We start from the raw sequence: 15,082 nt of genomic DNA, 5'->3' as shown, positions 1-15,082 counted from the left end.
AAACGTGCGTATTACTTCATATTATATACCGCCAGCCACAATTCCTGCAAGCGGGCATTATTTGGCAGCCGGGGCAATGCCTCTTTTTCCAGAAACTCCTTCGCTTCAGTGTACTTTTTTTCTTTAATCAAAATTCCGGCATAGTTTTGGTAAGCTAAGTAATATTGCCCGTTATCAATTGACTTGCGGTAGTCCTGCGCCGCCAAATCCAGGTTTCCCTCCTGTTCATATACAGCCCCCAGGTTATTCCAGTTGGTCCACCATTTCGGTGACAGCTCCACCGATTTTTCAAAATGCGGCTTGGCTTCTTCAATCCGACCCGCCCGGAAAAGTTCCACTCCCAGATTATTTTCCAAATCAAAAGCGTTCGGCGATAAATTAATGTCGTGACTGTAAAGTGTCAGCCCATCACGCCAGTCAAACTCCCGCACCCAGGTCCTGCCGGCCAAAACTAATACCACGATCCATAGCCCCCAAACTCCCCACATTCCCCATTTTCTAAGCGACCCGAAAACCGCCAGCATTCCCAAAAGCCCGACAATCGGCAAATAAAACCACCTGTCCGAAATTGTCAGATCCAACGGAAAGAATTGCAGATGAAAACCCAAACCCAACAAAAACCAAATTAAGAAGAAAAACCAAAGTGGCAGGATTGATCGTGCTTTTTTAAATATTAAGAAACTTAAAATGCTTAAGAGGCCTAAGAAACTTAAGTCAATTATAAGAATGAATGGGTCAATGCTTCTGACCACCCACTGCTGATTAATGGCCAAGTTCGCTGGCCAGAAAAAATTACGCAGGTAAGTAAAAATAATCTGCGGCACATTAACCATCCTCTCCGTAAAATTCATGGTACTTATCGGTGTCAGACCGTGTTTATTGAATCCGATCCCGGCCAAAGCAAACCGCAAAAAAGCATAGACTCCCAAAACCACGGCGATACCCTGGACATAATCTCTGACCTTTTTCCGGTCAAAAAGGAAAAGATAAACAAAAATAATCATGGCGAAGACGGCTCCGGTTTCTTTGGACAAAAGCGACGGCAAAATAAGTAGACTCGAATAGAAAACATTTTTCCCCCGGAGAATTAGCCAGAAAGCTAAAGCGGCAAAGAGGAAAAACAGGACTTCCTGATAATCGGACACATAAACCACCGCTTCGGCGTTAATCGGATGGACTAGAAATAATAGCGCCGCTGCCAAGGACAGGCGGGTATCCAGTTTGAATTTCTCAAAAAGATATTTGAGGATTAAGTAAATCAAGACCGTATTGGCCAGATGCAACGCCATCTGCAAAGCGTGGTAATAAAACGGCACCGGCCCAACGGTGGAACCGAGAAGGGCAAAGGCTGTGGTCATCAGCGGTTTGTAGTACAGACCAGTTAGGCCATTGGCGCTCCCCCCGCTGTTAAAAGTGCTGCCTAGAAAAAATTGGGGAATGTTTGCCAGCGATAATATCTGCGGATTATTCAAAATCTGCTCTTCATCATCCCAGACAAAACCATTGAAAAGCGTCGGAAAATATAAAATCGTTCCGATGATGAGGATTATCCAAATGGGCTTAGGAACCTGCGGCCTCCACGACATTCTCCAACAAGGATATCACCGTCAGCGGGCCGACGCCACCGGGAACCGGAGTGATGGCGCCCGCGACATCTTTTACTTTTTCAAAATCTACCTCGGCTTTTGGCGAACCACAATCAATGACCACCGCCCTGGGTTTAACCATATCCGCCTTAATTAGATTCGGTACTCCCGTCGCCACGACCAGAATATCTCCCTTTAGAGTTTCGCTTTTCAGGTCGGGAGTATTAATGTCGCCGCGGATTACCTTGTAGTTTCGTTTTTCCAAATAATCCGCCAAGGGTTTGCCCACCAGTCGACCTTGACCAACCACGACCACAGTAACATTGTTGCATTGTTGAATTGCTACACTGTTAAAATTCTTTGCAATGTAGCCATTTAACAATGTGACAATGCCTTTCACTGTTGCCGGCAGAAATTTTGATTTTCCCGTTAATCCGTCCACATCTTTTTCCGGGGGAATATCTTTTATCAGATTTTCTCCTCCCGGCAATTGGACAATAATTCCGTCAGCGTCGGTATTTAAGTCTTTGCGTATTTCCGCATCAATACCCAGCTCCCGAGCTTTTTTTAGTTTGAGATTGGCGTAAGTTTTACTGGCCGGGTCGTCGCCGACCAAAACAATCGCCAGCTTTGGAGCTTTGCTTAAAACTTGTATCTTGTTTCTTAGAATTTCTGCCCTTTGGGCAGCGATAGCTTTTCCGTCAATAATCATGAAGTTTTCTCAGAACGCTTCTTTTGCCGTTCTTCTCTTCTTTTACGCGCCACAAGTACTTTTGATACTAGCTCTTCTTCGTATCTCATGTCCGAGATAACCAATCGACTATTCAGTCCCGGCTCTATTTTTAATTCTTTCTTCATAGAGGAAAATTTTGGCAAAGAGATTTAACCCCCTTTGCCACACCTTCTGTAGTTAACTTTCCGGTGATTATACCGGAAATCCAACCGCCAATCAGCTTCACTTCCGGCCCTTTCATCCCCCGGGTAGTAATCGCGGGTGTCCCCAGTCTTATTCCGGAAGTAATGGCCGGTGGCAAAGGGTCGCCCGGAACGGCATTTTTGTTGGTCACGATTCCTGCTTCTTCAAGTTGCTCAGCTATCTCTTTACCGGTCTTATTTAACTGGCGCAAATCTATTACCATTAAATGGTTGTCTGTTCCTCCGGAAACCAAATCAATACCGTTATCTAGTAGTGTTTGGGCCAAAACTTTGGCATTGGCAACAACCTGTTCGCCGTATTTTTTAAATTCTGCGGTGTCCGCTTCCTTTGCGGCCACAGCCATCGCCGCGATAACATTTTCATGCGGGCCGCCCTGAAGACCGGGAAAAACAGCTTTATCAATTTTCTTGGCAATCTCTTCACTATCAGCCATTAAAACCGCCCCTCTTGGCCCGCGCAAAGTTTTGTGAGTAGTGGTCATAATAATGTCGGCGTATCCGACCGGAGACGGGTGCACTCCCGCAACAACCAGCCCGGCGATATGGGAAATGTCGGCCAGAAGGTAAGCGTTAACCTTTTTGGCAATTTCCGAAAACCTTTTGAAATCCAAAGTCCGCGGATAAGAAGTTGTCCCGCAGACTATTATCTTTGGCTTTTCGGCTTCTGCCAGTTTTTCTAATTTGTCGTAGTTGATGTACCCGTTTTCTTCGACAGCATATTGGACTGAAGTATAAAATTTCCCGGAAAAAGTGATGTTCGGATGACCGTGGGTAAGATGACCTCCCGAAGACAGCGCCAGACCCATGATTTTGTCGCCGGGGTCTAAAAGAGCAAAATATACCGCGGCGTTAGCCGGGCTGCCGGAGTACGGCTGAACATTAACATAATGTACTCCGAATAATTTTTTGAATCTTTCAATAGCCAGGATCTCTATCTGATCAATGATTCTATTTCCCTGATAATATCTTTTGCCAGGATAACCCTCGGAATATTTGTTGGCCAGTATCGAACCTGTGGCTTCCAACACCGCTTGCGATTCGTAATTTTCCGACGGGATCATCTCCAGCACTTCTTCCTGGCGTTTTTTTTCAGCGGCAATTAAATCAACAATTTGCTTATCCATGAAGCAATTTTAGCATTATCAGTGATAAACTGTATGAAGATGGCAAGCAAAGTGAGTGTCGGATTATTAATGTACCGTTATAGAAATAGCCGGCTGGAGGTTTTTCTCGTTCATCCCGGCGGACCGTTTTTTGCCCGACGAGTTGATTGTTGGGGAATTCCCAAAGGCCAGCGGCACGATAATGAAGACTTATTGGAAACGGCAAAACGGGAATTTTCTGAAGAAACAGGAATTGTGTTAAGACCTGAAAATGTCTATTCGGAACTTGGATCTGTTACCTATCCTAACGGAAAAAATATTTTTGCCTGGGCCTTTGAAGATGGTAGCTTCGACCCGGCAAAACTGGTCAGCAACAAAACTAAATTCGGCTGGCCGGAAATTGATAAAGGCGGATACTTTACGCTACAGGAAGCGGAAAAAATTATTCTCCCCGCCCAAAAAGATTTTCTGTCGCGACTGCTAAGACAGATTGATACAATTAATCATTCTTGATAACCCAAAAATCCGGCCGGATAATGACGCCATGGCCTCAAAATCTCCAGAAATTCCGAATGATCACGCAACCAAAATTGTCACCTGGGAAAAAGATAAAAATCTGGAAATTCTAAAAGCCCTGGAAAAGCGATCTGCCGAGGAACCGGCAGCCGGCGAGGTAATTAAACTCCTTTGGCTGGCTAGTTACTACCAGTCTCTAAAATCACTCGGAATTTATGAAACTGATTATGGAGTCGTTGTTCACTGTGTCCGTGATTATGTTAAGAGAGAAAAAGGTATGGTGCGCTACCGCCCCACTGCTCGGCAAGTTTTAGGCAAATCCCGGGAACTGAAACGCAAAGCTTTTGGTGACCACCTTGAGGAACTCTTCTCGCCCAGCAAACCCCAGACAGCCATCAGCCGATACCGGCCCCACAGTTTCATCAATGGCAGTAAAGACCGGCGGATTATCCCCTTAAAAGATATGCGGGTCAGACTGTTAACTGTTGATTGGGGAGATGTAGTGAAACTGGCCCGTCATGGCCAAAACGGTGATCGAATTAGGCTAGACTTGGAAAGAAATTTTTCTGACTGGTACCGCCGCCCCGATAATGAGGAAGATAAAGAAGATTTGCCTTTCTAATTAAGCTTCTTCCTGAATAAACGGCACTCCGGTTCTTAAACATTGCTCGGCCAGATGTAACTGGTCAACCAGATAGGCTGCATGATTGGGCATGGAGACCAAATCTTGCTCATCAATAATCTCTTTATAAAGCTCTCGGGCTTCGGTGCCTTTAAAAGCTTTTCCAGTCATGTTGCCACTTCTATCTAAGTGATAGACCTCTATTAATCTGCTCTTGTCGTTAACAGCAATAATAAAGTTTCCTCGCGGGTCCTCCTGCCAAAGCAACCGAACTCGTTTATATTGACTTTTTATAATATCGTCGGCTTGGGGAGCTGTTTCTTCCCAAATGTGCGCCGAATTAGATTTAATTTCCAAAGGCCCGGCGCTGATCCCGATTTCTTTTGCCAATTTTCCTTGAAGAGCCCGAAGACCATAAGCATTTAACGGCCAAGCCCGAACCATATCATTACTGCGAAAGTGCGCGACCATTAAGAGTTGCCTGTCCTGAACCAGCAAGTTGACATCCGTCAGGCAGGGCGCCGAGGCCACTTGATCAATGAGATTATTAGGTAAGTGCCAAGTAGTAACATAAGCTCTTTTCGTATCCAGTTCCGATTTAATTAGATTTACACACTCTTGAAGCTGGTCTAAACCCTCATAATTTTGCATCTTAGCTCCATATGTGTAGGCCATATTCACTCCTTCGGGTGGTGTCTTGTCCAACATTTGGGGAAGATACTGTTCGATTTTCGCTCGGCTAATCGGAAACCATCCAGGGATTTTTTCCAAGAGAGTTTCCGGATCCTCATGAATAATGACACTTAAACTTGCCAATTCTTGGATTTTTTGACCTTTATCCGAATTTTTAATAACTCCTTCACGCCTTATTTTTGCCAGCAATTCCACCCAGGCATCAGCAATTCTTTCCCGCTCAACCCTAACACCGATTCTTTCTCCCGGCAGCCTCTCTGCTTCAAAAGCTACTTTTGGAAAAAGAAGCCTTTCAGACATGAACGGTGACCTGGCAGGAATTTCTTGAATCCTTCGTTGCACCACTTCCCAGTTTTCCCCAAGCATATTAACTACCTCAACATTATTTCTAAATAAATCAACCGCTTCTTGACTTAAGCCTGGCTGGGCAAATTTCACCGCTGGTTTTCCATCAGGACCAACTAACCCCAGGACTTCACCGTCAGAGTTTATGCCGTTGTTTTTGACCGCTAACAACCCCTTATAGGAATCATTGGCATTAGCTCCTGAAAAAACTACAGTTCGGATTGAAGGATTCGCCAAAACATCCCGAACCAGCCACTCGGCGCCGGCTTCAGAATATAAAGGTCCGCGTAAACCATAGTTTGACGAATCTAATTTTTTGTCGAGCTGGCCCCGGGCAGTCCAAAGTGTTGCCAAACCAATGTCAGGCCGACCGCCCACTGCTAGGTTAATTTCAAAGTAGTAAGGTTTAATTGTTCCGTCAAATTTCTCTCTGGTTGGGGCTTCAGTGATGTCCATTGTTGCTTATTGGGAAAGAAATTACCGATCTTTGCCTTTTCATGAGTCGTGGCAGCATCATTTCCGGTCTGAAATCTCTGGCTGCCTCTTCAGCAGTTTTAACCGGTGCGTCACTGAAAGTTCGCGTATATTCTCTGTTTAAACCAGGCTGGACATAATTAAACATGAACTGGTAAGGCAGCCAGCTTGTGCCCCAGACCTCGGGTTTTTGGGCGTAACTCGTCGCTTCGGCGGTAATCACTCCTGTAAATCCCTGCTGGGCAGTAACGGAATTTACAGCACCGGCTTGGCACCATCGCCCGGCATTTGATCTGGTTTCCAGAGACGCGTTCAAATCCGTCATGCGAATTGCCGGCCAAATTCCAAACAAGTGAGCCACCGCAAACTCCATGATTATGCCGCCATCATGATCATTAAGAGTGCAATCATAGTCTATTCTTGGCAAATGTAATTGCCTGACTCTTTGAATTTCCTTCGGACCTTTCCAAAGCTTACTAATGTGTTCCCGATCTCCGGGATTAATAATTAAGACTTCGTTATCATGATCCTGAACATAATAATGCCCCGGGCTGCCGAAAACTCCATCCCAAATACCAACATCAATACCATTTTTAGTTAGGTTTTTAATTGCCTCCGATGGATAAAGCTCCAAAGTGCCGGTGACCAGAGCAGATAAAATATCCCGGTCGTTTAGTCTCGAGCTGGGATATAGATTATTTGGCCTGACTAAATCTGCAGCCGTGATTTTAATTCCCAATGACTCAAAAGTCATTCCATTACACTGTTCCCAACGAACCATTGCCTGAGCCAGAATTCCTTCCTGCTGCGCGGACGAAAGCATCCAAAGCTCAGAAATACCGTTCTTAACGGTCACTTCACCTTCTGAAGTTTGATTTTTAAATGTATAACGGTCAGGACTTAAAGCCATAGCCAAAATGAGGCAGAAATTTTCTTCTTTGCAAAATAACAAATTGGTCTGGAAGTTACAAGACCCTAGTGTCCGGTTGTCCCGAAACCTCCGCGGGATTTATTTGTCATTACCCGGACTTCAGTAAATTCAAATTTAGAAAATTTGACAAAAATACCCTGGGCCAAGCGCCAGCCTCGTTCGATTTTTACCGGCTCCCGGCTGACATTAATTATCTGAACATGAATTTCGTCCTCATTGCCGCAGTAATCCTGATCGATAACCCCCGCTGAGGCCAAAAGATGATGCTTTAACAAAGTTGAGCTGCGCGGGGCGATCCATAAGAAATAACCTTTAGGAATTTTGAGCCCTAAACCCGTGGCCACCAGTTTCACTTCGCCGGGAGCAATAACCTCTTCATTTCTAACCGGTAAGTCAAATGCAACCGCTCCGGCGGTTTTGTATTCAGGCAGGGGCAAAGATTTATCAAACCGTTTGATTTTGACCTTCATGGTTTGAGGGCTGAGGAATAACGCTTTTACCTACTCGATTGGGACAATTAGTCACAATACAATCACGGCACTGCCCTCCAGGCTCATCAAAAACACTTGAAGTCAGATCTCGAGCGTTAACGCCATGTTGAATGTAGTCTACGGCTTTGCTGGTAGGAATCGGGTCGCCGCGATTTCCCAGAGGAATTTTTTTCACTTTTCGCTCGGGGCATAACTGTAGCATGTATAGAACATATCAAAAAAAACAGAATCCGTTCAAGAGATCAAACTGGAGCAAAATTACTATTTGCCGACACTGACTGGTGTCTGGTTCTCTGTCTTTGGCTTCGTCCAGGAAGCAAAATCGCATTTCGGGTAATTGCTGCAGCCATAGAAACTCTTTTTCTTTTTAGTTCGTTTCATTATTACATCTCCGCCGCACTTGGGACATTTAATCCCCGTAATTTTGGCATAGGGCTTGGTAAACTTGCAGTCCGGGAATTTGCTGCAGGCCAGGAACTTGCCAAATCGGCCAATCCGCACCACCAGCGGCGCGCCGTCATTGGGGCATTTTTCCTCAGTCGTTTCTACCTCGACTTTTACCCGGGCCGCCGTTTCAGTTACCCCGCCCAGCTGTTTATTAAACGGTTCATAAAATTCCCGGATCACCGGCACCCATTGTTTTTCGCCGTTGGCAATCTCATCCAGTTGGTCTTCCATCCCGGCCGTGAACTTGTAGTCCATGATGTTGGCAAAATTCGCCATTAAAAAGTCGTTAACCGCCATCCCGAGGGCCGTCGGGAGCAGTTTTTTATCTTCTTTTTCCACATATTGCCGATCCTGAATGGTGGAAATAATCGGCGCATAAGTGCTTGGCCGGCCGATCCCGTATTCTTCCAGGGCTTTAATTAGAGATGCTTCGGTGTATCTTGCCGGCGGTTCGGTAAAATGCTGGGAAGGTGTCAGACCGAGCAACCGGAGAATATCGCCTACAGACAATTCCGGCAAAATTGTTTCTTCATCACCTTCTTCCCCGCCTTGGGCGGATTTACCAAACAGTTTTTGCCAGCCTTCGAACAAAATTTTGCTGCCGTTAGCCCGAAGTGTGTAATTTCCGGCGGTGACATCCACGGTTGACTGTTTGTAAAGACTTTCGGCCATTTGACAAGCCACAAACCGTTTCCAGATTAATTCGTAAAGTCTTTTCTGTTCCTTATCAATGCCTTCTTCGGTAATCTCCGGCCGTTCAACATTGGTCGGCCTGATAGCTTCGTGAGCTTCCTGGGCTACCTTGGATTTAGTTTTGTAAAACCGGAGAGTTTCCGGCAAATACCTTTCGCCGAAACTTTTATTAATGTAAGCCCTAACCGCGTTAACCGCTTCAATGGCTAAATTAGTAGAGTCAGTCCGGTGGTAAGTAATAAGACCGCGCTCGTAAAGGTTTTGGGCAATCTGCATCGTCCGTTTGGCACTCCAGCCAAAAAGATTGGATGCTGCCTGCTGCATTGTCGAGGTCGTAAACGGCGGGTAGGGATTGCGTTTTACTTCTTTAGACTGGATATCCGTGACTTGATACTGCGCCCCCCGCAACTCGCCGACTATTTTATCCGCTTCTTCTTTATTTTTTATTTCCTGCTTAATTAATTTTGCTTCAAATTCACTTTGGAATTTGGAATTTGGAGTTTGGAGTTTCGCCAGTATTTCCCAATACTCTACCGGCTTAAACGCCTGAATTTCCCGCTCGCGTTCAACGATCAGCCGGACAGCCACGCTTTGCACCCGGCCTGCTGACAGTCCCCGGCGAATTTTGCGCCACAGGAGCGGTGACAATTTATAACCCACCAGTCTGTCAAGTATCCGCCGCGCCTGTTGAGCATCCACCAGCGGCATATTAATCTGTCCCGGATGAGCCAAGGCTTCTTTAATGGCCGATTCGGTTATTTCATGAAAAGTTATCCGCTCGATCTTGTTTCTTGTTTCTTGTTTCTTAGTTATTATTTCGTTTATATGCCACGCAATGGCTTCTCCTTCCCGGTCTGGATCGGTGGCCAGAATAATCTTTTCCGCTTTGGCCGCCGCCGTCTGCAGTTCTTTTACTTTCTCTTTTTTATCCGGCGACACGACATACTCCGGAGCGAAATCATGCTCCGGATCAATTCCCAACCGTTTTTCCGGCAAATCCCGGACATGACCCATCGAGGCTTCCAGTTGATATCCGCTGCCCAAAAACCTTGAAAGCGTCCGGGCTTTGGTTGGTGATTCGACAATTATCAAGTCCATGTTCTTTTAACTATTGCAGACTATATCTTAGTCCGCAAGCGTGAATTTTCCCTCCCAGTTCTAAATTTGTCAAAACTGCCCCTAATCGCGCTGCCTCTAAACCGCTCTTTTTTATTAAATCATCAAACTCCATCGGTTCGTTAACCAGCAGATCAATAACCGCCTGTTCTTCCCGCGTACCTCCCGTCGGTATTTGCTTACTTATATCAGCCAGCGTCTGCCCGCGCTTGTCAGCGTCTGTATAGCCAAGTTCCTGTAAAATATCCTCCACCCCGGTCACCAGCTTTGCTCCCTGTTTAAGAAGGTAGTTGGTCCCTTGCGCCATCGGCGAGTTGATCGGCCCGGGCACGGCAAACACTTCCCGACCCTGATCCAAAGCCGCCCGGGCCGTAATCAGACTGCCCGAGTCAATCGCCCCTTCGGTCACCAAAACCGCCTGGGAAAGCCCGGAAATAATCCGATTTCGGGCCGGAAAAACACCGCGAATGACATGCTTTTCTGGTGCCACTTCCGAAACAATGGCTCCTCCGGATTCAATTATTTGATAATAAAGTTCCGTATGCTCTTTGGGATAAATGACATCTACGCCGACACCGAGAACCGCAATTGTTACTCCGCCGCAGTTCAGGGTCGTACCATGGGCCACCCCATCTACCCCAAGTGCCATACCTGACACAATCGTGAACCCGGCGCTTACCAGTCCCGCCGTTAGTTCCTTCGTTACTTCTTTCCCGTACTGCGTAATTTTTCTTGTCCCGACGACGCCAATAGTTTTATTTTCCACTATCCTGCTTACCTGCTCTCCTGCCAGTTTACTTCTGATGTAAAGGATATTCGGCGGATCAGGAATAATTCTTAACCGCTTAGGGTAGTCCGGACTATGAATTGTGAGAAATTTTATTCCGCTTTTCTCCAGGTTCTCAATATATTGGTCTAATTTTAATATTTTCCTCTGATTAAGAAGTTCGATTAACGCGTCTTTTGGCAGGTGAGTTTGTTTTAAGTCTTCTTCCGTTGCCTTCCAGGCTTTTTCCGCGCTACCGAAATATTTTAAAAGCAACGACAACCTGGCCGAACCGATGCCGATTACAGTGCTAAAGGCTACCAGATATTTCTCCTCTTCAGTCATTACTGTTAAACCACTCTTGAAGGATTTTTTTGGCCACCGGCGCGGCCACATCCGAACCTTCTCCGCCGCCTTCTACTAAAACCGTGACCGAGATAGTAGGGTCATCAACCGGCGCGTAAATCGTCAGCCAGCCGTGAGTCTTGCCCAATTTTGGATCGCCGTATTCCGCCGTTCCGGTTTTGCAAGCCGTTGGCACGGGCTTGCCGTTTACCTGAAAATCATACATCGGATAAGCCGTTCCCCCCGGCGCGCAGGCTGCCTCCATGCCTTTTTTTATGAGATCAATGGTACTTTGTTTAATCCCTAAATCCCTGCAGTTTAGAATTTGGGATTTGGAATTTGGAATTTGAAGTACATGCGGGGTACAAAGCTTGCCTCCGTTGGCCACAACATTGGTCCAGGCATTATCCTGCAAAGGGGTGACAAGAATATCTCCCTGGCCGATAGCGGCGTGATAAGTGTCGCCCAGATACCAGTTGCGGGCATTCTCTTCCCGCCAGGCAAGGTCGGGTATCAGCCCGGCTGCTTCTCCCGGCAAGTCAATTCCCAGCTTCTTCCCCAACCCAAAACGCTTCGCCCAGGCCATGAGCTGATCCACTCCCGTCCACTCTCCGGCCCGGTAGAAAAAAATGTCGTTACTTTTTTGAATAGCCCCGACAACATCAAGCACGCCCTGGGTTCCTCCATCCTGCAGCCATTTCCAGTTTGGAAATTTATAGGGGCCCACGACCAGCTCGCCGGTATCCTCAACCTGGGTAGCTGCAGTTATTGCTCCTGTTTCCAGGGCAGCCGTCGCGGTAACTATTTTAAAAGTGGACCCCGGGGGAAATGTTCCGCTAATTGCACGATTAAATATGGGCTCATTCGGGTCAGAAAATAGTCCGGAAATGTCTGCCGAGCGCTCTGATTCTGATAGAGAATAATCCGTAAACACATTCGGGTCAAAAGACGGGCTGCTAACCAGGGCCAGAATTTCCCCTGTCTTGGGGTTAGCGGCCACCACCGCTCCCGGTTTGTTGCCTAAGGCGGTATAAGCCGCTTCCTGAAGAGGAGCGTCAATGGTTAAAGTTAAATTTTCCCCGGGTGTCGGCGGGACTGTGGAAATAGTCCGGATTTTTTTGCCCACCGCATCCACTTCAATTAATTCCTTCCCGTCCGTTCCTTTCAGCCTATCCTGATAAGTTTCTTCTACTCCGCCCTGGCCGATTTTGTAGCCGGCCGAAACGCTGTCTTCCGAAACATATCCCAATAAATGAGCAAACGCCGCTCCTTTAAGATAGGACCGCACCGAGTCTACTTCCGGCTGTTTCCCTTCCGCTTCCAGAACAATGGCCTGATCCTTGGAAATGGTCTGGTTATTAAACCGGAAAGAGGGTAGATTAGCGGTCAGCGACGTGCCGTTACGGTCAAAAATAATGCCCCGCGGAGCGTGAATCGGCACTTCCCGGAGATGGTTTTGGGCAGCCAAATCACGGTAGTATTCCCCGGCAAAAATTTGCGTTTTTACCAGGGTGGCCAGAAGCCACAAAAAAGCCGCTGCTGCCAGCAACTGAACCCCGATCAAACGGAAGCTGCCGCCATGGTCGCTGCCGAAATTATCCGCCGTCTGTTTTCGCCCCAGACCGGTTCGCCGGTCAGTCCGGCTAATGGAATCACCCAATAAATGCCCGAGCATAAAAGAAAATCACCTGGGAAACGATTAGAAAGATTAAAAGTGACCAGCCGTTAAACGGAAACCGGGATTTGAACAGGTAAACTGCCAGGACAAACAGAAGATAGGCCCCGGCCAACACCCCCAGCTGATTACCCAGGAGCAGATCGCCCAAAAGCCCCGTGCCAAAAGCTAACAGGTAGGCTTTTCCGGCATTCACTTTTGTGCCTGCTGCCCAGATGACAACCAGGACCGGCAAATTCAAAACCGGGGTAATGGCCTGGAGAAAAACTGAAACGATAGCCAAAAAAGCGTAAATCATAAAGGCCTAATCCATTATCACAAACACTGTCGTCAGATTTTGATAATCAACCGCCGGCACCACTTCACCTTTTTGGAACAGGTCGGTCTCGGCACTTTCGATTTTTCCCAATTTTCCCACCACCAGATCCGGCGGAAAGGTGCCGCCTTCACCGGAAGTTAAAACCAAATCATTCTGCGCAATATCTTCAGTTTGGGCTACCCGATCTAACATCATTGAGGAATTAAATTGTCCTATAATTAAACCTCTAGCTTGGTTTATCTTGGCGGGAATCTTCGCCTGAGGGTCAGTTGGCAGCTGAACGAAGCTAGTTTTGGGCGTCACCTTAACGATACTGCCGACCAGGTTATTCAAGTAGATGACCGTTTGTCCGGGAGTAACCCCGTCATTAATCCCGACTCCAACTTCCAGGTAGCGCCCGTTTCCCAGCACAATGGCCGGCAGGAGTTGATGCTCCGCCAACGGTTTTACTCCCAGTTGCGCCCGCAGTTCGTTATTTTCTTTTCTTAAAGCGTCGGCCTCGTTTTTGGCGGCCAAGAGTTCCGCGTTGCGCTGTTCAAGATTTTTAATTCTCGCTTCGCCGGAACGCCAGAAAGTTAAAAAAGAAAAGATGTCCTGCGCCGATTGCGATGAAGTGTAAACAGAATACTGAATGGGCATAGTCACTGTTTGAACAATAGATTTTAGCGGATTAAGAAAGGCCATTCCGTCGAGGAAATAAATGAGAATTGTGGCGCCAAAAAGAGCTAAAAATGTCCTCAGCCGCAGGTCCGTCATGTAGGAAAAGTATACGAATTAAGCCATTTGATTGCAACCTACTTTAATCCGCCGGTTACCCTAACTCTGGTCAAAAGTTTTTCATCAACTAAAACTTTGCCGCAGCCGCGAACCACGGCGGTTAACGCGTCATCAGCGACCCAAACCGGCACTTTGGTCGCCTCGGAAATAGCGATATCAATATTTCGCAACTGGGACCCGCCGCCAGCCAGAGCAATCCCACGGTTAACAATATCCGAAGCTAGTTCCGGCGGAGTTTCTTCCAGCAATGATCCTATACCGGCCACAATCTGGTTAATAACAGGACTTAACGCTTCCCGAATTTCCGAAGTTGAAATTTTTAATGACTTAGGTAGGCCTGATTCCAAATCCCGGCCGCGGACAACTGAGTACTTTTCTTCTTCGTTTTTAGAAGGCGCTGCCGATCCGATCGAGATTTTCAGAGCTTCCGCCGTCGGCTGACCCACCAGGACACCGTATTTCAGTCTTAAAAAGTTAATGATCGCTTCGTCCATCTCGTCCCCGGCTACCCTGATAGATTTGTTTACCACGATTCCGCCGAGAGCCGTGACGGCCATTTCTGTCGTCCCGCCGCCGATATCCACAATAATAGACCCGCTGGAATCATCAATCGGCAAATTAATCCCAATGGCCGCTGCCATCGGCTCTTCAATCAGGTAGGCCTTACGGGCGCCTGCCGCGAGAGCTGCTTCCTGGACAGCGCGTCTTTCGACTTCGGTAACTCCTGAGGGAATGCCAATGACTACTTTTGGTTTGGGAATTTTGGGAATCACCCCGGGCGTCTGGTGAACCAGTTTAATATAGTTGGCCAACATTGCCGCGGTGGCATCAAAGTCGGCAATCACCCCGTCAGAAAGCGGCCTGATAACATTAATCGTCTCCGGCGCCCGTCCCAGCATCTTTTTAGCTTCCGTTCCCAAAGCGATGACATTCTTAGTTTTTTTGTGAATGGCGACAACCGACGGCTCGCGAATCACAATCCCCTTATCTTTGACTAAGACTAAGGTATTGGCCGTTCCCAAATCGATCCCCATGTCATAGGAAACCAACCCGAAAAGGTAATCGAGCATAGCTCTATGATACAATATCCTGCCATGAATGGAATATGTGAAGGTCTAAAATATCCCGGCCAATACGATATTATCCCTGCCACCTATTGTGACTATTCCGAGAATAAGAAAAGCATCGACCCAAACCGCCCTAGCCGAAAGTGCCACTGCCTCAATAATTTTAAGGAGTGCCCAATT

General features: G+C 47.0%; 15 protein-coding genes. 2 read left to right on the top strand and 13 right to left on the bottom strand.

Annotated features, from left to right (window positions below; all coding sequences use genetic code 11):
- Positions 1-11 precede the first annotated feature (11 nt).
- From M1403_03875 to M1403_03860, 4 genes are read right to left on the bottom strand one after another with little or no spacing between them, the layout of a single operon-like run.
- Positions 12-1,586 carry a hypothetical protein gene (locus tag M1403_03875; protein ID MCL4398129.1) on the bottom strand — a complete coding sequence of 525 codons (1,575 nt, stop codon included), beginning with the start codon at positions 1,584-1,586 and terminating at the stop codon, positions 12-14.
- On the bottom strand, positions 1,561-2,298 hold the full coding sequence (locus M1403_03870) for a bifunctional 5,10-methylenetetrahydrofolate dehydrogenase/5,10-methenyltetrahydrofolate cyclohydrolase (GenBank protein ID MCL4398128.1): 738 nt from the start codon (positions 2,296-2,298) through the stop codon (positions 1,561-1,563). The genes M1403_03875 and M1403_03870 overlap by 26 nt, the downstream gene beginning before the upstream one ends.
- Positions 2,295-2,444: a hypothetical protein gene (locus M1403_03865; GenBank protein ID MCL4398127.1), complete on the bottom strand. Its 150-nt coding sequence runs from the start codon at positions 2,442-2,444 to the stop codon at positions 2,295-2,297. The genes M1403_03870 and M1403_03865 overlap by 4 nt, the downstream gene beginning before the upstream one ends.
- Positions 2,441-3,646: a serine hydroxymethyltransferase gene (locus tag M1403_03860; GenBank protein ID MCL4398126.1), complete on the bottom strand. Its 1,206-nt coding sequence runs from the start codon at positions 3,644-3,646 to the stop codon at positions 2,441-2,443. The genes M1403_03865 and M1403_03860 overlap by 4 nt, the downstream gene beginning before the upstream one ends.
- A 39-nt stretch (positions 3,647-3,685) precedes the next feature.
- Here M1403_03860 and M1403_03855 point away from each other — a divergent pair, with 39 nt between their 5' ends.
- Both M1403_03855 and M1403_03850 read left to right on the top strand, forming a co-directional pair.
- Positions 3,686-4,138: an NUDIX domain-containing protein gene (locus tag M1403_03855; protein MCL4398125.1), complete on the top strand. Its 453-nt coding sequence runs from the start codon at positions 3,686-3,688 to the stop codon at positions 4,136-4,138.
- A gap of 31 nt (positions 4,139-4,169) precedes the next feature.
- A complete protein-coding gene (locus M1403_03850; GenBank protein MCL4398124.1) occupies positions 4,170-4,763 on the top strand; it encodes a hypothetical protein in 594 nt (197 codons plus the stop codon).
- Here M1403_03850 and M1403_03845 read toward each other — a convergent pair whose 3' ends face one another.
- From M1403_03845 to M1403_03805, 9 genes are all read right to left on the bottom strand, one after another.
- Complete coding sequence (locus M1403_03845; protein ID MCL4398123.1) at positions 4,764-6,257, bottom strand: thymidylate synthase; 1,494 nt, start codon at positions 6,255-6,257, stop codon at positions 4,764-4,766.
- Positions 6,244-7,185 carry a hypothetical protein gene (locus M1403_03840; protein MCL4398122.1) on the bottom strand — a complete coding sequence of 314 codons (942 nt, stop codon included), beginning with the start codon at positions 7,183-7,185 and terminating at the stop codon, positions 6,244-6,246. The genes M1403_03845 and M1403_03840 overlap by 14 nt, the downstream gene beginning before the upstream one ends.
- 65 nt (positions 7,186-7,250) lie before the next feature.
- On the bottom strand, positions 7,251-7,676 hold the full coding sequence (gene dut / locus M1403_03835; protein MCL4398121.1) for a dUTP diphosphatase: 426 nt from the start codon (positions 7,674-7,676) through the stop codon (positions 7,251-7,253).
- 282 nt (positions 7,677-7,958) lie between these two features.
- Positions 7,959-9,935 carry a type I DNA topoisomerase gene (topA, locus tag M1403_03830; protein MCL4398120.1) on the bottom strand — a complete coding sequence of 659 codons (1,977 nt, stop codon included), beginning with the start codon at positions 9,933-9,935 and terminating at the stop codon, positions 7,959-7,961.
- 10 nt (positions 9,936-9,945) lie between these two features.
- Positions 9,946-11,064, bottom strand: coding sequence for a DNA-processing protein DprA (gene dprA / locus M1403_03825; protein MCL4398119.1), 1,119 nt, complete (start codon positions 11,062-11,064; stop codon positions 9,946-9,948).
- A complete protein-coding gene (locus M1403_03820; GenBank protein ID MCL4398118.1) occupies positions 11,057-12,739 on the bottom strand; it encodes a penicillin-binding transpeptidase domain-containing protein in 1,683 nt (560 codons plus the stop codon). The genes dprA and M1403_03820 overlap by 8 nt, the downstream gene beginning before the upstream one ends.
- Positions 12,717-13,037 (bottom strand): hypothetical protein, encoded by a 321-nt coding sequence (locus M1403_03815; GenBank protein MCL4398117.1) that lies wholly within the window; start codon positions 13,035-13,037, stop codon positions 12,717-12,719. The genes M1403_03820 and M1403_03815 overlap by 23 nt, the downstream gene beginning before the upstream one ends.
- A gap of 6 nt (positions 13,038-13,043) precedes the next feature.
- A complete protein-coding gene (locus M1403_03810; GenBank protein ID MCL4398116.1) occupies positions 13,044-13,814 on the bottom strand; it encodes a rod shape-determining protein MreC in 771 nt (256 codons plus the stop codon).
- A 38-nt stretch (positions 13,815-13,852) separates the two neighbouring features.
- Positions 13,853-14,905 (bottom strand): rod shape-determining protein, encoded by a 1,053-nt coding sequence (locus M1403_03805; protein MCL4398115.1) that lies wholly within the window; start codon positions 14,903-14,905, stop codon positions 13,853-13,855.
- Positions 14,906-15,082 lie beyond the last annotated feature (177 nt).

It is taken from the genome of Patescibacteria group bacterium, from assembly GCA_023380635.1.
Classification (GTDB): Bacteria; Patescibacteriota; Microgenomatia; order JAMCZE01; family JAMCZE01; genus JAMCRP01.
Note: the sequence above shows the minus strand (reverse complement) of the source record. Positions and strands in the feature narration are given on the sequence as shown.